Source organism: uncultured Azonexus sp. (assembly GCF_937982035.1).
Taxonomy (GTDB): domain Bacteria; phylum Pseudomonadota; class Gammaproteobacteria; order Burkholderiales; family Rhodocyclaceae; genus Azonexus.
In genome coordinates this window covers 97,967-115,522 of sequence record NZ_CALJNI010000012.1, presented here as the reverse complement: position 1 = coordinate 115,522, position 17,556 = coordinate 97,967, and the positions used below count along the sequence as shown (strand labels likewise).

Sequence of the window (17,556 nt, the reverse complement as noted above, 5' to 3'; positions counted from 1 at the left end):
CTCCTCCTGACTGAAATGTATCACCGACCGTGCCAGTAGCGCGCAGCTTGCCGGCGCGTCGCATCGATCGTCACACCGGCCGGCGCCATCCGGATGCGCAGCGCGCCGTCGCGATCGGTACGCCATTGCCGCGCCTGCGTCGCGGCGTAGCGGGCGACGACGTCGGCACGCGGGTGACCGAAGCGGTTGCGGTAGCCAACCGAATAGATCACCTCGCCCGCCCCAACGGCTTCGACAAAAGCCGGCGTGGACGAACCGCGGGCGCCGTGATGCGGCACCAGCAGCAGGTCGGCGCGTAAGGCAGCGGCATCGCGCTCGACCATGGCCGCCTCGTCGCCCGCCTCGATATCGCCGGTCAGCAACATGCGGCGCCCGCCCGTATCCACCGCCAGCACGCAGGACAGCGAGTTGCGCCGGCTGCTTCGACGATGCGCCGCCTCGGCCGGATGCAGGATGCGGAAATCGACACCGTCCCAGCGCCAGCCTTGCCCGGCCGCGCACAACTCGCCGCCCACCTCCGGGGCTGAGGACAACAGGCGATCCGCCGGCACGGCCGCCAGCAGGGAAGCCAGCCCGCCGGCATGATCGGCGTCACCGTGGGTGACCAGCACTGTGTCGATGCGGCGCACGCCCAGCCAGCGCAGATAGGGAACGAGCACCCGCTGGCCGGCGTCGGCATCGGCGTTGTAGCGCGGCCCGGGATCGTAGACCATGGCGTGCGCGTGGGTCCGGATCACCACCGCCTGCCCCTGGCCGACGTCGAGCACGTCGATCCACGCCTCGCCCGGCGGCGGCAGTTGTGCCGGCCAGAACACCGCCGGCACCATCAGCACCAGCCCCAGCCATTTGCCCGGCACCGCGCGCGGCAGCAGGCACAGCGCCACGCCGGCAGCAGCACCGACCGCCACCCAGGGCGGCGCCGCCGGCGCCTGCCACACCGGCCAGGCCGCGCACCAGAACAGAAAGGCCATCAAAGCGTCGAGTATCCCGTGCGCCAGCAGCATCAACGGCGCCCAGGGCAGAAGCGCCGCCAGCAGCGCCAGCGGCGTGACGATGAAGCTGATCACCGGCACCGCCAGCGCATTGGCCAGCGGCGAAACCAGCGGAAACTGCTGGAACACCAGCATCAGCACCGGCAGCGATGCCAGCGTCGCCGCCCATTGCACCAGCCCCCAGCCGCGCAAGCGCTGGCGCCAGCCGTCGCCGGTGCCGAGTACGGCACTGCCGATATAGAGCAAGGCCGCCACCGCGCCGAAAGACAACCAGAAACCCGGCGCCAGCGGACTCCAGGGATCGACGATCAGCACCAGCAGCAAGGCCAGCGCCAGAATCCGGCTGGGCGCAACGAGGCGCCCGGACCACAGCGCTGCTGCGGCGACCAGCAGCATGTACAGGGTGCGCTGCGCCGGCACCCCGAAGCCGGCCAGCAAGGCATAGGCAAATGCGGCCAGCACTGCCGCGGCCAGGACCGCGCGCTGCGCCGGACAACGCAGAGCCAGCGCCGGCACACGGCGCCAGCCGAAACCGACCAATCCGCCGACCAGTCCGGCCACCAGGGTGACATGGAGTCCGCTGATCGACATCAAATGAATGGTCCCGGTACGGTTGAAAACCACCCACAGATCGCTGTCGACGGCTTTCTGGTCGCCCACCGCCAGCGCCGTCAGGATGCCCTGCCAGGGATAGTGCTCGGCCGGCAGCAGGCGCGCGAAATTCTGCCGGACGGTGGCGCGCAGGGCTTGCACGACGGTGGCCGGGCGCCAGACGAAATCCTCCACTCGGGTCGCCGCACCGGGACGGACATAACCGGTCGCCCGAATGCCACGTTCAAGCAGCCAGGCTTCGTAGTCGAAACCGCCCGGATTGGCGCCACCGTGCGGACGTTTCAGGCGAACGGTGAACTGCCAGCGCTGTCCCGGCGCCACCGCCGGTGCCGCCTGCTTGCCGTGATACCAGGCCAGTTGTACCCGCGACGGCACGACGGCGCCGGGTGTCAGCCGCTGTTCGATGGCGAATTCGAAACGCACGCCCCGCTCGAACTCCTGCGGCAGACCGCTAACCACGCCGACCACTTCGATGTCCTGGCCTTCCCAGGCGCTGCCCAGTTCGTCGGCCAGCTGCCATTCAGCACGCCAGCCGGCCCAGGCGACACCGATCAGGAAACAGCCGAGCAACAGTGCCAGACGGACCACCGGCCCGCGCCAGCGCAAGGCCGGCAGCATCAGGGCCAATGCCGGCACCAGCAGCAATGTGCTAGACGGCAGTACGGCACGGGTCTGCAGAAACAGGACACCAAGCCCAAAGGAGATCACGGCCAGATTCATGCCAATATCATGGCACGAACCGTCACAAACGGCGACCGGCGCATTTTGCGATAATCCGCCCATGCGCCGCTTCCTGAAGAATCTCCTGCCGGATCACGAAACGATACGCCGCAACCCCTGGTTGCGCCCGTTCGAGAACTCGCTGCTGCACCCCCGGCTATGGCATCTGAACCGCCGCTCGGCCGCCGGCGCCGTGGCCGTCGGCCTGTTCTGCGGCCTGATCCCGGGGCCGTTCCAGATGCCTGGCGCGGCGCTGTGCGCCATCCTGTTCCGCGTCAACCTGCCGCTGGCGCTATTCGTGACGCTCTACACCAACCCCTTCACCATCGTTCCGCTCTACCTGCTGGCCTACCAGATCGGCCGGCTGCTGATCGGCGATACGGCCGGCTTCCTGGCGCCGCCGGCCTTCGATTTCGATAGTTTTACGGCATGGACTCAGGCCATGCAGGCGTGGATGCTGGCCGTCGCCCGACCACTCGCCGTCGGCCTGATCGTGCTTGCCGACGGCCTGGCGCTGGCCGGCTACCTGCTGACGCGCGGCGCTTGGCGGCTCTACCTCGTCCGCCACTGGCACCGGCGCCGCCGGCGTTCAGCCTGACTTCCTGCGATGGTCGATGACGCGAATCGCCTTGCCCATTGAGCGCTCGATGGCGCCGGTCGGTTTGACATTGACCTGGCACGACACACCGATGAAGTCCTTGATGTCCTTCTGCACCTTGGCGGCGATGCGGTCCATTGCTTCCTGGCCCTTGGCGAACAGCGGCGGGCTGGCTTCAACGTTGACTGCCATCGAATCCATGAAGCCTTCGCGGAACACCTCGATCTGGTAGAACGGCGACAGCGTTTCGGTACGCATCAGCACCGCCTCGACCTGGGTCGGGAAGACATTCACCCCGCGGATGATCAGCATGTCGTCGGAACGCCCGGAGATGCGGCGGATGCGCGCATGGGTGCGGCCGCATTTGCACGGTGAGCGGTCGATCACCGAAATGTCGCGGGTACGGTAACGCAGGATGGGAAAGGCTTCCTTGGTCAGCGAGGTGAACACGATCTCGCCCTCCTCGCCGTCCGCCACCGGCTGGCCGGTATTGACGTCGACGCATTCGACCAGGAAATGGTCCTCCCAGATGTGCAGGCCCTTCTTGGCCTCGATGCACTCGACACCGACGCCCGGCCCCATGACTTCCGACAGGCCGTAGATGTCGATGGCTTCCAGACCCAGGCGCGCCTCGATCTCGTAGCGCATTTCCTCGGTCCACGGCTCGGCGCCGAAAATGCCGACGCGCAGCGGCAGCTTGCGCATGTCGACGCCGATGCTCTCGGCTTCCTCGGCGATGTTCAGGGAGTACGACGGCGTGCAGCACAGGGCGGTGGCCTGGAAATCCGACAGCAGCATGACCTGCTTCTGGGTCTGGCCGCCGGACATCGGCACGGTCAGCACGCCCAGTTCCTCGGCGCCGTAATGCAGGCCGAGGCCGCCGGTGAACAGGCCGTAGCCGTAGGCATTGTGCAGTCGGTCACCGGGGCGCAGGCCGGCGGAAGCCAGGCTGCGGGCGACCAGTTGCGCCCAGTTGGCGATGTCGCGACGGGTGTAGCCGACCACGGTCGGCTTGCCGGTGGTGCCGGACGAAGCATGCACCCGGACAACCTGCTCGGTCGGCACGGCGAACATGCCGAAGGGGTAGTTTTCGCGCAACTGCTCCTTCTTGGTGAAGGGCAGCAGGCGGGCATCGGCCAGCGACTGGATGTGATGCGGCTTGACCTCCAGTTCGTCCATCGCCTCGCGGTAGAACTTGACCGTCGCATAACAACGCTCGACGGTGCTACGCAGCCGACGCAACTGCAAAGCCTCGAGATCCTCGCGCGGCAAGGTCTCGTTCTCGATATCGAAAATCATTGTGTCATCTCCCTGATGCTGTTTTTGTTTGAGGGAGAAATCATACGCCCGCCGAAGCGGGCGTGGGCACGGCGGCCTTCAGATTCAGGTACGGAAGCGTCCGACTTCCTGATTCAGGGTTTCGGCCAGCTGGCGCAGGCCGTCCGCCGTATGCGCATTGCTGCCGGCCGCGGCGTTGTTCTCTTCGGCCATCTGGGCAATGCGCTCGACGTTCTGGGCGATTTCCGTGCTCGCCGCCGCCTGCTCGCGCAAGGCCACGGTGATTTCGGAAACGGCGTCCATGACCCGGCGGGCATGCTGCTGGACTTCGCCGATGGTTTCGCCGGCGCGCTGCGCTTCGACGACACCGACCGCCACCCGGTCGACCCCCTGCTTCATGCTGTCGACGGCGACCGCGGTTCCCGACTGGATGGCCGCAATCATGCCGGCGATTTCCTGGGTGGACTTGGCGGTCCGCTCGGCCAGCTTGCGCACCTCGTCGGCCACCACGGCGAAACCGCGGCCGGTCTCGCCGGCGCGCGCCGCTTCGATGGCCGCATTCAGCGCCAGCAGATTGGTCTGGTCGGCAATGTCCTTGATCGTGCCGACAATCGCCGAAATCTCGTCGGACTGACGGCCCAGCGCCTCGACCGTGCTCGCCGAATGATTGACCGTATCGGCAATGCCCTGGATCTCGATCACGACCTTGCTGACAATCGCGCTGCCCTCACCCGCGACGCGGTCCGATTCGCGCGAATAGGCCTCGGCATCCTGCGCATTCTTGGCGATGTGATCGACGCCGACGGTCATTTCCTCGACCGACGCCGCCATGCTCGATGCGGCATCGCTCTGCGAACCGGCGCTGCCCGAAATCTGGTGGCTGGACGTCGACAGGTCGCCGGCCGCCACGCGCAGATGGCCGACGTCGGCCTGGATGCGGGCAAGCAGTTCGCGGATCGAGGCGGCCATATTGTTCAGATCGGAACCCGCCTCATGCAGCTCGTCGGCCCCTTCGGACGCAAAATGCACGGTCATGTCACCGTCAGCCATGCGCTTGGCGCCGGCCGAGAACACCCGAACCGTATCGGTCACCGAGTAATAGGCACCAATGCCGAAGTAGCCCACCGCCAGCATCACCAGCGTCGCCAACGCGGCCTGGAACAGGAGCACACGCTCGGCTGCCGCCTTGCGCGCTTCAAGCTGCTGCTCGAACTGCGGCATCAGCGTTTCGAACATGATCTTGTAACCCAGGTCGATGGCCTGCGTGGTCAGGGCGAAATAATCCGCCGGCTTGGTTTCGAAACGCTCGCTCAGAATGTCCTGCTGGACCAGGGTGACGATGTCCTGAACCGCCTTGGTGAACGCCTGCGTCGGCTCGACCAGCGTCGTGCGCAGCGACGGCGAGTAGCGCATCGCCTTCTCCAGGTTGGAGTTCTGCGTGCGCAGGGTGCCGCTCATGCGCTCGATCAGGGCGGCGATCTCGCGACGGTTATCCAGCGTCAGTTCCTGGGCGCTGAGCACACCGGTACCGCGCCCGCGCGTGATCGCCAGCGGCTCCAGCATCGCCGGCATCTTGCCGACGACGGTATCCATGAAATAGTAGGTATCGATCTGCGGGTCCAGCGTCAGCTCGGTTTCATCGGCCAGATCGACCATGAAGACCAGGACCTTGTTCACCATCTGGGTATGCCGCTTGAAATTGTCCGGCGCCTCCCAGTTCAGACCCTGCTTGCTGATCTCCGCCCAGTCGGCGCGGATTTCCTTCCAGGTATCGCTGTCGCGCAGCACCGGCAGCAGGCTGGCATCGGTCTCGCCGATGGCCTTCTCGACCTCGCGCTCAACCGCCGCGCGCCGCTCCTTCATTGCCTCGTTGCCGTTGAGCACCCCGGAAGACAGCCCCCGGTGCTGCTGCATGAACTGCACCGCACGGTTCATCGGCTTGAGCATCTGCAGACCGTCGAGCTCATGCTGGGCGGTACGGATGTCCCGGCTCAGATTGAGGAACAAGGTGTAAAGCAGGACCAGCAGCACGACAACCAGCGCGCTGCCGAGAAAAACGAACTTGGCCCGGAAACGCATGCGATTCATCAGGGCAACTGCGGGTGCGAACAATGTGCGCATATTCAACCTCCAAGGCCACGATCCGGCCATAAAATCATCAAAAGCGGCCGGATTCTATCGGATACATCAAGAAACAACTAATTTGCCATCGTCCAATTCGATTGTTCTATCGGTACGCTCTGCCAGACGACGGTCATGCGTGACCATGACCAGACTTCCCCCTTGAAGCTTCACCTGCGCAACCAGCAGGTCGAAAACGGCACCGGCGGTGTGACTGTCGAGATTGCCGGTTGGTTCATCGGCCAGGATGCAAGACGGCCGGCTGACCAGGGCCCGGGCGATGGCGGCGCGTTGACGTTCGCCGCCCGACAGTTCGCCGGGCCGATGCGCCAGGCGATGGCCGAGACCGACGGCGCCGAGCATGTCGGCGGCCGCCGCCAGCGCCTGCTGACGCGGTTCGCGCCGGATCAGCAGCGGCATGGCGACGTTTTCCAGTGCCGAGAACTCGGGCAGCAAATGATGAAACTGGTACACAAAACCCAGATGACGGTTGCGCCAGTCGCCCCGGTCGACCTCGTTCATCGCCGAGAAATCGCGCCCCATCAATGCCACCGAACCGCTGCTCGGCGCATCGAGGCCGCCCAGCAGGTGCAGCAAGGTGCTCTTGCCGGAACCGGAAGCGCCGACGATGGCCAGTGTCTGCCCGGCCGCCAGATCGAGGTCGATGCCGTTGAGCACGGCCACCTCCAGGCCGCCGCCGCGGAATACCTTGCCCAGTCCCCGGGCCTGCAGGATCAAATCACTCATAGCGCAGCGCCTCCGCCGGATTGACCCGCGCCGCCCGCCAGCTCGGATACAGCGTCGCCAGCAGCGACAGCACGAAGGCGATGCCGGTCACGCCCCAGACATCGCTCCACAGCAATTCGGACGGCAGGTCGGAAATGTAATAGACGTCCTTGGCCAGGAACTGGATGCCGAGCACACGTTCGATCGCCGGCACCACCACGTCGATGTTGAGCGCCAGCGCGACACCGCCGGCCACGCCGAGCCCCAGCCCGATGAAGCCGACCAGCGCGCCCTGGATCATGAACACCGCCATGATCGAGCGCGGCCGGGCGCCGAGGGTGCGCAGGATGGCGATGTCGGCCTGCTTGTCGGTGACCGCCATGACCAGCGTGGACACCAGATTGAAGGCGGCGACCGCGACGATCAGCGAGAGGATGATGAACATCATCGTCTTCTCGATCTGCACCGCGCGGAAGAAATTGGCATGGCTCTTGGTCCAGTCGTGCAGCCAGGCATCGGCGTTGATGTAGGCGACCAGTTCGCGGGCGATGCGCGGCGCCTTGAACAGGTCGTCGACCTTCAGGCGCACGCCACTGACCGCGTCACCCATCTGGTACAGGCGCTGCGCATCCTGCAGGTGGATCAGCGCCAGTCCCGAGTCGTACTCGTACATGCCGACCTCGAAGATGCCGACCACGGTGAACGAACGCACCCGCGGCACCACGCCGGCCGGCGTCACCGTGCCCTGCGGCGCGATCAGCGTCACCTTGTCGCCGGTGAACACGCGCAGCGAACGCGCCAGATCGGCGCCGAGGACGACCCCGAACTCGCCTGGCTTGAGCGCATCCAGGCTACCGCTCCGGATCGTCTGGCGGAAGTCGGCAACGCCGTCTTCCAGGTCGGGCAGGATGCCGCGCACCAGGACGCCCTTGACCTCGCCATCGACCGAGAACATGCCCTGCGACTGCACGAAGGGCGCGGTCTCGCGAACTTCCGGATGCTGTTTGGCCTGGGCCGAAATCGACGCCCAGTCGCGCAGCGCGCCGTCCATCGCGGTGATCTGGATATGCGAGGCGACGCCGAGGATGCGTGTGCGCAATTCCTTCTGGAAGCCGTTCATGACCGACAACACCACGATCAGCGCGGCAACGCCGAGGCCGATGCCGGCCATCGAGATCAGCGAAATGAAGGAGATGAAATGGTTGCGCCGCTTGGCACGCGTGTAGCGCAAGCCGATCAGCAACTCGTAGGGCAATGACATCCGTATTCCCGCAATGCAACAAAAGCGCTATGGTACACCCACCCGGAAAAGCCGGCCCATTCAACCGTTCAGGAAATACCGCAATGATCGTCACCAATATCGAAACCGTCCCCGGCAAGCAGATCGTCAAGCATCTCGGGCTGGTCAGCGGCAACACCGTCCGTTCCAAACACGCCGGCCGCGACATCATGGCCGGCCTGAAAAACATCTTCGGCGGCGAACTCAAGGGCTATACCGAACTGCTCACCGAATCGCGCGAGGAAGCCACCGAGCGGATGATCGAGCAGGCCCGAGCCATCGGCGCCAACGCCGTGGTCAATGTCCGTTTCTCGACCTCGTCGGTTGCCGCCGGCGCTGCCGAACTGTTCGCCTACGGCACCGCTGTCGTCGTGGAATGACGCCATGTACGACCTGATCCTATTCCTGGTCTTGTTGCTGCTCGGCTATGTCTTCGGACAGCGCGCCGAAAAGCGGCATTTCAAGTCCATCATCGAACGCGAGCAGACCCTGCGCGACATCCTGGTCTTCTCCGAACGCCGCATCCCCGACGAGGACCAGCTCGAAGGCATCCTGGTCAGCGGCAACGTCGTCATCTCGGTCGACTTCTTCAAGCGCTTCGTCGCCAGCCTGCGCAACCTCGTCGGCGGCCGTGTCAGTTCCTACGAATCGCTGCTCGAACGCGCCCGCCGCGAAGCCATCCTGCGCATGAAGGACGCCGCCCGGCGCAAAGGCGCCACCGCCGTCTGGAACCTGCGCCTGGAAACCGCGTCGATCTACAAGGGGGCGCAAAACGCTGTCGGCGCCGTCGAAGTCGTCGCCTACGGCACTGCCGTCCGCCAGCGCCGCTGAGTCATGGCCGAGTACGAGAACCCACAGATTCCGGAAGGCATCAACGTCAGTCCGACGCATCCGCTCAAGGATTTCGCGCTGCTGGTCGGCGGCATCAGCGCGCTGATCCTGGTTGCCGTACTGGCCCTGTCACTGCTCGCCGGCCAACTGGCCCGTCACGTTCCGTTTGAGCAAGAGCGCGCCCTGGCCGGCAGCCTCGGCCGCTGGCTGCCGGAAACCCCGGCCGAGCCGGCGCATCGCGAGCGCCAGCAATACCTGCAGCAACTGGCCGACCGCCTGGCCACGGCCATGGACCTGCCGCCGGAAATGACGCTGACCGTGCATTACTCGGCGTCGAACACGGTCAATGCGCTGGCCACGCTGGGCGGTCACATCGTCGTCTTCCAGGGTCTGATCGACACACTGCCCAGCGAGAATGCGCTGGCCATGGTCATGGCCCACGAAATCGCCCATATCCGCCACCGCCACCCCATCGTCGCCATGGGCCGGGGTTTTGCCGTGATCTTCGCGCTCTCCAGCCTGGCCGGCATCGGCGACGGCGCCATGCAGCAATGGCTGACCGGCGTCGGCATGCTGCCGATCCTGTCGTTCAGCCGCAGCCAGGAAGAACAGGCCGACGCCGACGCACTGCAGGCCATGCTGCGCACCTACGGCCACGTCGGCGACGCAGCCGCCTTCTTCGAGCACATCGCCCGCCAGCAGACCACCGGCGAACCGCTGGCCATCTTCAGCACCCATCCCGGCCACGAGGAACGCATCGAGCGCATCCGGCAATTCGCCCAAAGCCACGCTGCTCAGGCCGCGCCGACCTCGGTGCCGCTGCCGGATTTCATGAAGACGCCGGATTAAGCCGCCAGCGCCGCGTCGATCAGGCGCCGCGCGATACTCACCGGATCGGGCAGCAGCGGCAGCTCGCCCGGCAGGTACCAGCCGGCATCCTCGATTTCGCCGGGCTGCGGCGTGATCGCCCCGCCAGCGTAATCGGCGAAGAAGGCAATCATCAGCGAATTGGGAAACGGCCAGGGCTGGCTGGAGAAATAGCGCAGGTTGGCGATCTCGATGCCGACCTCCTCGCGCACTTCGCGCACGGCACATTGCTCCAGCGTCTCGCCCGCTTCGACAAAACCGGCCAGGGCGCTGTACACGCCCGGCTTGAAATGCGGACTGCGCGCCAGCAGCAGTTTCTCGCCATCGCGCACCAGCACCATCACCGCCGGCGACAGGCGCGGATAGGCCAGCAGGCCGCAGGCCGGGCAGCGCATCGCCGGCTCGCCGGCCATGATTTCGGTCGGCGTGCCGCAACGGCCGCAATAACGGTGATTGGCCCGCCAGTCGAGCAGTTGCGTCGCCCGCCCGGCGAGCGCGAAGAGTTCAGGCCCGGCCAGCGTGAAGATGGCGCGCAATGGCGTCGGCTCGGCGCCGGCAATCTGCGGAAACTCGGCCAGATCGACGGCATGACAGGGCAGGCCCAGGTACTCACCGACGTAAAGGGCGTTCTCTGGCGTTCCGAAAGCGTTCGCCGGCGCACGGGGAAAAATGGCCTCGCCAGCATGAGCGGTGCAAACCAGCAGGCGATGCTCAAAGCGCAAGATCCAGTAGGCGTCTGTCGTCATCGGGCGTATGAAAAGAAAACGGTTTGACCACAAAAAAACCGGCTGCGGAGACGAAGGCTCACTGCCCGTCGCCGGCCGGCGGCCGCCTGATCTCCACCCGCAGCGTCGGCGCCTGAACGTCCGGCCGGAACATCAGCGCAACGGCTTGCGGCGGCCCCTCGCGCTCCAAGGCAACACGCTTGTACCCGGGCATGATGCAATCCTCATCGAAGTTTTCCCCCGGTTGCAAGGCCCCCGCGGATGCGTAAACAAGCTGTTCCTGGCCGACAAAATAGCCCATGGCCGTGCGCTCCCGGGGGATGGGCACCGGCGGATCGATCCCGTCGGGACGGAAGGCAATGCGGAACTCCCGCGTCGCGGCGACATCCGCCGAAGCGTTCGCCGGCACGAAATCGGCGTGTACCAGGCGATCGTTCTGGCGCCAGTAAAAGCGCAGTTCCGGCAGGGCTTCACCCGCCGACCAGAAGAAATGCAGGTCCTGGGCATTGCGGCAGTAAAGGGTGCGTGTCGTGCTGCGGGTGTCAAGCCAGGCATCGCCAAACCTGCGGTCGATCCGTTCCAGCACGAACCCCGCAGGCGTCGACAGCGACTGGGCAAAGACCGGCCCTACCCCGGACAGTTCGAAACGCTGGATCGACCCGACTGAATACGGCATGGCGGCAGCCAATGTCCCCTTGACGGCATTTGCCGCCAAGCTATGCCTGGCCTGAAAAACTGCGCTCTGCCCCAGGGTCATCGCCATCGCCGGCGACAGCAGGATGAACAAGCCGCTGGCGCCCAGATACAAGCTCTCACCCTTGTTCAAAGCCGGCCTGAGCAGATGGCCGGCAAACACGTGTCCGGCAAACCAGACGAGCGGTGCCGCAACGAGCAAGGCCGCGTAGAAGACCGCCAGCGCCTCCATGCCGGAAACCATCCGGCCCGGGATGAGTACCACGCCGACAGTCAGCGGCAGCAGCAGGAACAGCGCCAGCAGGCGCAGCGACAGCCAGCTGCCGGCCTTGCCCTGGCGACCGAAATGGCGGCGCTCCCGCCACAGGATCGCGCCGATCACCAGCAGCAACACGACCCCCACCAGCCCCCAGGCCCACGCCTCGAAGCCGGACAAGTTACTGAAAAGCATCAGGAATTTATCGATTTCCATGCCGGATCTTCAATCACATTTCAGTTCATGCGTACCAATCCCGCGTCCGGGAAATCAATGCGCCCCGTTTGCCTCCGCCGGCTCGGCCGGCAACAACAGGTTGAGCAGCACGGCGAGCACGCCGCACAGGCTGATGCCCTGCAGCGAGAAAGTGCCAATGGTCACGCCCAGACCGCCGATGCCGGTGACCAGCGTCACCGAGACAATGCACAGGTTGCGCGCGCTGGTCAGGTTGACCTTGGCGTCGAGCAGCGTCTTCAGGCCGATGCCGGCAATCGAGCCGAACAGCAGGACCATGATGCCGCCCATGACCGGCATCGGGATGGTCTGCAGCAGCGCCCCGAACTTGCCGACGAAAGCCATCAGGATGGCGAAGCCGGCCGCCCAGGTCATCACCACCGGGTTGTAGTTCTTGGTCAGCATCACGGCGCCGGTCACCTCGCCGTAGGTGGTCACCGGCGGGCCGCCGAACAGGCCGACGACATTGACCGCCAGACCGTCGCCGAACAGCGTGCGATGCAGGCCCGGGCTTTCGGTGAAATCCTTGCCGGCAACCGAGCCGATGGCGAGGATGCCGCCGACGTGCTCGACGATGGGCGCAATCGCCACCGGAATCATGAACAGGATCGCCGCCAGGTTGAATTCCGGCGTGCCGAACTCGGGCACGGCGATCCACGCCGCCGCCGTGACCTTGCTGAAGTCGACGATGCCGACGAACAGCGAGACGGTGTAGCCGACGGCGACGCCGACCAGGATCGGCACCAGCTTGAGCAGGCCGCGCGCGCGGATGGCGGTGAGCATGGTCGCCAGCAGCGAAATCGCCGCCACCGCGATGGCCGTCCCGTAGGGCACGACCTGGGCGTCACCGGCTTTGCCAGTGGCCATGCTGACCGCGACCTGGGCCAGACCGAGGCCGATGACCATGACCACCGGGCCGATCACCACCGGCGGCAGCAGCTTGTGGATCAGACCGACGCCGCGCCATTTGACCAGCGCCGCAGCGACGTAATAGAAGAAGCTGGCGGCGGCGAGCGCGCCGAGCGTGGCGTTCATGCCCCAGGTCTGCACCGAGTAGATCACCGGCGCGATGAAGGCAAAGCTGGAGCCGAGGTAGATTGGCACCTGGCGCTTGGTGCACAGCTGGAAGATCAGCGTGCCGACACCGGCACCGAGCAGCGCCAGGCTCGGGTTGAGGCCGGTCAGCAGCGGCACGAGGACGGTCGCGCCGAAGGCGACGAAGAGGATTTGCGCGCCGGACAGCGCGGTGCGCCAGACGGGGTCGTGGGTGTGACTCATGATTCCTTGGTTCCGAAAATCTTGTCGCCGGCATCGCCGAGGCCCGGGATGATGTAGCCGTGCTCGTTGAGGTGGCTGTCGACGGCAGCGGTGTAAATCTGCACGTCGGGGTGCGTTTTTTCCATCGCCGCGATGCCTTCCGGCGCGGCAACCAGGACCAGCGCCTTGATCTGCTTGCAGCCCTTGCGCTTCAGCATGTCGATGGTGGCGATCAGCGAACCGCCGGTGGCCAGCATCGGGTCGATGATCATCGCCAGGCGTTCGTCGAGCTGGCCGACGAAACGCTCGAAATACGGCTCCGGCATCAGCGTCTCGTGGTTGCGGGCAATGCCGACGACGCTGACCTTGGCGTTCGGGATCAGGTCGAGGATGCCGTCGAGCATGCCGATACCGGCGCGCAGGATGGGCACCACGGTAACCTTCTTGCCCTTGATCTGCTCGATTTCGACCTCGCCGCACCAGCCTTCGATGCGGCAGGGCTCAAGCTCGAAATCGCGGCAGGCTTCGTAACTCAGCAGACGCGCCAGCTCGGCGGTCAATTCGCGGAATTTCTTGGTACTGATGTCGCCTTCCCGCATCAGTCCGATTTTGTGTTTGACCAGGGGATGGCGGACTTCGATCACCGGCATGGGCTACCTCGCGTGCAATTTTCTGAAAGGACGAAGGTTAATCCATTCGGGCCGGCCACGCAGTTGACCGGACGCAATTCCCGGCAATATTCCCGGAAACTGATCGAGCGCCGGGCATCCCCTAGCCCGCCACCTTCTTCCAGCCCTTCCCCTCCATGCACGCATGCATGCGCCTGACCGAAGCCGTCGTCGGCATGGCACCGCTCGAATCGCTGTAGGTCGCGGTTTTGCAATCGCGAACATCAGCATCGTAATCGCCACCCGCCTTTTCCCAATGCCAGGAGGGGGCGAGCAAGGAACAAGCGGAGGAGAACGCTGCGGCGATAAGGAATAGCCTGTAGCGCATGTTTGAACTAAGCCGATTTCGCCAGTTCGTTGCTCAGACGAAGCGCTTGAGCTTCGATGAACAGGATGTCGTCTTCAGAAAAAGGGATCTCGCGCTTCTCCAGGCTGGTGAAATTCAACGTTCCCCAAACATCTCCTGACACGATAATCGGGGCACTTATGTAGAACTCACATGGGATACCACTGTAGAGGGGATGCAAGGACATACCCGGAACACCATCAACTTCGGTGATCGCGACAGTTCGCTTTTTTTGGAACACCTCCCGGCAATAGACCCCCTCAAGTGCGAAGCTATCTCCCGCCTCCGGTATCCCGGTTTCAGAGGAAACAGCGATCACGTCATAATCGCCGCAGTGAATATGGCTCACTATTCCCATCATGGCCCCGAATCGCTGTCGACCGGCACGAAGTATTCCATCGCACAGGTCACCAAATTTCCTGTTCATCATCTCGTCACGCTGATCGCTCTCTGCTCACGAATGGGCAACCGATATGGATGCCATGTCCGGCTCTGGGCCGGGGGAGCATCTTAGCCGCACCAACAACGCGTGGATAGATGGCCGCTCCTGGCCAACTGCTGCGCTCACAACCGCAGTTGGCCCCGGGGCAATGATAAACTCGCGCCTTCCCCCGATGAGTGCTGCACCGTGCGCCTGACCCTGCTTGTTCCCGAATTGATCTGGCCCGAACCGGGCGACCAGTTGACGCTGGACAAGTTGCCGGCACCGGGTTTCGAGTGGCTGGACGGGCATGCGGCGTTCCGGCGTTCGGCGCCGGTTTCGGTCGAGGAATCACTGCTCGACCTGTTCGGTTTGCCGGCGGGCGGACCGGCGGCGTTCCGGCGGCTGGGCGAAGCGGGTGCGGTTGCCGAGGACGGCCACTGGCTGTGCGCCGACCCGGTGCATCTGCGTTTTCATCACGAGCGCATCGTGCTTGCCGATGCCGGGGCCTTCGATGTGGACGACGGCGAAGCACAGGCGCTGGTGGCGGCGCTGAATGCGGAGTTTGCCGACATCGGCGTGTTCCACGCGGCGACGGCGCGGCGCTGGTATCTGCGTCTGCACCAGCCGGCCGAGCATCTTGCCGCGCCGCTTTCCGCCGTCGCCGGCCGGCGCATGGACAGCGACCTGAGCGACAAGACCTCGCCGCTGCACCGCTGGCTGAACGAGGTGCAGATGTTCCTGCATCTGCACCCGGTCAACGCGGCGCGGGCCGGCGCCGGCAAACCGGCGATCAACAGCCTGTGGTTGTGGGGCGCCGGGACTGCCGGGCAGCCGGTGGCGGCGTTCGATGCGCTGTTCGCCGACGATACGCTGGCCATCGGCCTGGGCCGCGCTGCCGGCTTGGCCGTGCATGGCCGGCCGGAAAATCTGGGCGAAGTGCTCGCCGCCAAGGTGCAGGCGCCGCTGGTCGTGCTCGATCAGTTGCTGCCGACCATCCTCTACGAAAACCCGGAAGGTTGGCGACAGACCTTTACCGATCTGGAAAACCACTGGTTCGCCCCGCTGCGCACGCAACTGGGCAAGGCCGTGCACCAGCTCGACATCGTCGCCCCGACCATCTACGGCCGGCTGCAGTGGACGATCACCGGCGGCGAACGCTGGAAATTCTGGAAAAAGGGCCGCTCGCCGGCCGTCATTGCCAACGCGCTGGCCGCCACAGCGCCTGAAGGAAAATCCTCTTGACCCGCATCGTCACCCGCAGCGCGCCCCAGCGCACCGTCTGGCAGCTGGAACAACAGGGGCTGCATCCCCTGCTCGCCCGGCTCTACGCCGCGCGCGGCGTCACCGACAAGGCCGAACTCGACTACGAACTCAAGTCGCTGCTGCCGCCCACCGCGCTGACCCACGCCAGCGACGCCGCCAGCCTGCTCGCCGACGCCATCGAGGCCGAGGCAAAAATGCTGATCATCGGCGACTACGACTGCGACGGCGCCACCGCCACCGCCGTCGGCATGCGCGCCTTGAAGGCGCTCGGTGCCGATGTCGATTTCCTGCTGCCCGACCGCTTCAAGCTCGGCTATGGGCTGTCGCCGGAGATCGTCGACGTCGCCGCGCAGCAATCGCCGGACCTGATCATCACCGTCGACAACGGCATCGCCAGCCTAGAAGGCGTCGCCCGCGCGCAGCAGCACGGCATTGCCACGTTGATCACCGATCACCACCTGCCCGGCGAATCACTGCCGGACGCGGACTGCATCGTCAATCCGAACCAGCCCGGCTGCGACTTCCCGTCGAAATGCATCGCCGGTGTCGGCGTGATGTTCTACGTGATGCTGGCGCTGCGCGCCGAACTGCGCGAGCGCGGCTTTTTCGCCGAGCGCCCGGAACCGAACTTCGCCGACTTGCTCGACCTCGTTGCGCTCGGCACCGTCGCTGATGTCGTCAAGCTCGACCGCAACAACCGCATCCTGGTCAGCCAGGGCTTGAAGCGCATGCGCGCCGGCCGCCTACAACCGGGCATCGCGGCGCTGTTCAAGGCCGCCGGGCGCGATCCGCGCAAGGCCACCGCCTTCGACCTCGGCTTTTTGATCGGGCCGCGCCTGAACGCCGCCGGCCGCCTGGCCGACATGCGCCTGGGCGTCGAATGCCTGCTCACCGACGACCCGGCGCGGGCGCTGAACATCGCCCAGGAACTCGACAACTTCAACCGCGAACGCCGCGAGATCGAGGCCGGCATGCAGGAACAGGCACTCGCCCTGCTCGAATCGATGGACGTCGATGCCGCCGCGCCCGGCGTCGCCCTCTTCGACCCGGGCTGGCACGAAGGCGTCGTCGGCATCCTCGCCTCGCGCATCAAGGACAAGTTGCATCGGCCGGTGTTTGCCTTCGCCCAGGGCGAAGGCGACATCGTCAAGGGTTCCGGCCGTTCGATCCCCGGCCTGCATTTGCGCGACGCGCTCGACCTCGTCGCCAAGCGCGCCCCCGGCCTGCTCGTCCGCTTCGGCGGCCACGCGATGGCCGCCGGCGCGACCCTCCGGGCCGGCGATTTCGAACGCTTCCAGGCCATCTTTGCCGAAGTCGCCGGCGAGCTCCTCGCCCCCGCCGACCTCACCCGCACGCTGGAAACCGACGGTCCGCTCGAAGGCGGCTACATCAGCCTGGAAACTGCCAAGCTACTGGAAAATGAAATCTGGGGCCAGGGCTTCCCGGCGCCGCTGTTCGTCGATGAGTTCGAAGTCGAACAACAGCGCGTGCTCAAGGAAAAGCACCTGAAACTTCGGCTACGCAAGGGCAGCAGCCGGATCGAGGCAATCCAGTTCAACTTCTCCACCCAGCCCGGCCACAACACCCGCGCCGCCTACCGGCTGTCGGTCAACGAATACATGGGCGTCGAGAACCCGCAGTTGATGATCGAGTACCTGGAGTAAGG

Annotated in this window: 16 protein-coding genes; 6 read left to right on the top strand and 10 right to left on the bottom strand. The window is 65.4% G+C overall.

All coding sequences use genetic code 11. The features are described 5' to 3' along the window. Window positions 1-20: 20 nt before the first annotated feature. Window positions 21-2,324: a DNA internalization-related competence protein ComEC/Rec2 gene (locus Q0799_RS09705; RefSeq protein ID WP_298397745.1), complete on the bottom strand. Its 2,304-nt coding sequence runs from the start codon at window positions 2,322-2,324 to the stop codon at window positions 21-23. A gap of 61 nt (window positions 2,325-2,385) precedes the next feature. Here Q0799_RS09705 and Q0799_RS09700 point away from each other — a divergent pair, with 61 nt between their 5' ends. After that, window positions 2,386-2,922 (top strand): DUF2062 domain-containing protein, encoded by a 537-nt coding sequence (locus Q0799_RS09700; protein ID WP_281981462.1) that lies wholly within the window; start codon window positions 2,386-2,388, stop codon window positions 2,920-2,922. On the opposite strand, the gene Q0799_RS09695 is transcribed toward Q0799_RS09700, so the two are convergent. From Q0799_RS09695 to Q0799_RS09680, 4 genes are all read right to left on the bottom strand, one after another. Next, a complete protein-coding gene (locus Q0799_RS09695) occupies window positions 2,914-4,221 on the bottom strand; it encodes a phenylacetate--CoA ligase family protein (protein ID WP_298397737.1) in 1,308 nt (435 codons plus the stop codon). The two genes, Q0799_RS09700 and Q0799_RS09695, sit on opposite strands and share 9 nt — an antisense overlap. An 84-nt stretch (window positions 4,222-4,305) precedes the next feature. After that, on the bottom strand, window positions 4,306-6,288 hold the full coding sequence (locus tag Q0799_RS09690; protein WP_298397734.1) for a methyl-accepting chemotaxis protein: 1,983 nt from the start codon (window positions 6,286-6,288) through the stop codon (window positions 4,306-4,308). 99 nt (window positions 6,289-6,387) lie between these two features. After that, a complete protein-coding gene (gene lolD, locus Q0799_RS09685; protein WP_298397731.1) occupies window positions 6,388-7,068 on the bottom strand; it encodes a lipoprotein-releasing ABC transporter ATP-binding protein LolD in 681 nt (226 codons plus the stop codon). Beyond that, on the bottom strand, window positions 7,061-8,302 hold the full coding sequence (locus tag Q0799_RS09680; RefSeq protein WP_298397907.1) for a lipoprotein-releasing ABC transporter permease subunit: 1,242 nt from the start codon (window positions 8,300-8,302) through the stop codon (window positions 7,061-7,063). Before Q0799_RS09680 ends, lolD begins: the two co-directional genes overlap by 8 nt. Window positions 8,303-8,391: 89 nt before the next feature. Here Q0799_RS09680 and Q0799_RS09675 point away from each other — a divergent pair, with 89 nt between their 5' ends. Genes Q0799_RS09675 through Q0799_RS09665 form a run of 3 tightly spaced genes read left to right on the top strand, consistent with a single transcriptional unit; the run spans window position 8,392 to window position 10,006 of the window. Next, complete coding sequence (locus Q0799_RS09675) at window positions 8,392-8,706, top strand: YbjQ family protein (protein ID WP_028995424.1); 315 nt, start codon at window positions 8,392-8,394, stop codon at window positions 8,704-8,706. Window positions 8,707-8,710: 4 nt separating this feature from the next. Next, complete coding sequence (locus tag Q0799_RS09670) at window positions 8,711-9,157, top strand: YbjQ family protein (RefSeq protein WP_298397727.1); 447 nt, start codon at window positions 8,711-8,713, stop codon at window positions 9,155-9,157. Between the two features lie 3 nt (window positions 9,158-9,160). Then, complete coding sequence (locus Q0799_RS09665) at window positions 9,161-10,006, top strand: M48 family metallopeptidase (protein ID WP_298397692.1); 846 nt, start codon at window positions 9,161-9,163, stop codon at window positions 10,004-10,006. Here the strand turns inward: Q0799_RS09665 and nudC are convergent. The 5 genes from nudC to Q0799_RS09640 form a co-directional block, all read right to left on the bottom strand. Continuing rightward, window positions 10,003-10,770: an NAD(+) diphosphatase gene (gene nudC, locus Q0799_RS09660; RefSeq protein ID WP_298397689.1), complete on the bottom strand. Its 768-nt coding sequence runs from the start codon at window positions 10,768-10,770 to the stop codon at window positions 10,003-10,005. The genes Q0799_RS09665 and nudC overlap by 4 nt on opposite strands. Window positions 10,771-10,828: 58 nt before the next feature. Further along, entirely contained in the window at window positions 10,829-11,914 is a 1,086-nt protein-coding gene (locus Q0799_RS09655; protein WP_298397686.1) for a hypothetical protein, read from the bottom strand. A 54-nt stretch (window positions 11,915-11,968) separates the two neighbouring features. Continuing rightward, entirely contained in the window at window positions 11,969-13,210 is a 1,242-nt protein-coding gene (locus Q0799_RS09650) for a uracil-xanthine permease family protein (RefSeq protein ID WP_298397683.1), read from the bottom strand. After that, the gene (upp, locus tag Q0799_RS09645; RefSeq protein WP_298397680.1) at window positions 13,207-13,839 is read right to left on the bottom strand and encodes a uracil phosphoribosyltransferase; all 633 of its coding nucleotides are present in this window, start codon (window positions 13,837-13,839) and stop codon (window positions 13,207-13,209) included. Before upp ends, Q0799_RS09650 begins: the two co-directional genes overlap by 4 nt. 353 nt (window positions 13,840-14,192) lie before the next feature. Further along, window positions 14,193-14,630: a GAF domain-containing protein gene (locus tag Q0799_RS09640; RefSeq protein ID WP_298397904.1), complete on the bottom strand. Its 438-nt coding sequence runs from the start codon at window positions 14,628-14,630 to the stop codon at window positions 14,193-14,195. A gap of 201 nt (window positions 14,631-14,831) precedes the next feature. Between Q0799_RS09640 and Q0799_RS09635 the strand changes: the two genes are divergently transcribed. Then, window positions 14,832-15,869 carry a hypothetical protein gene (locus Q0799_RS09635; RefSeq protein ID WP_298397678.1) on the top strand — a complete coding sequence of 346 codons (1,038 nt, stop codon included), beginning with the start codon at window positions 14,832-14,834 and terminating at the stop codon, window positions 15,867-15,869. Further along, window positions 15,866-17,554: a single-stranded-DNA-specific exonuclease RecJ gene (recJ, locus tag Q0799_RS09630; protein WP_298397675.1), complete on the top strand. Its 1,689-nt coding sequence runs from the start codon at window positions 15,866-15,868 to the stop codon at window positions 17,552-17,554. The genes Q0799_RS09635 and recJ overlap by 4 nt, the downstream gene beginning before the upstream one ends. Window positions 17,555-17,556: the final 2 nt, after the last annotated feature.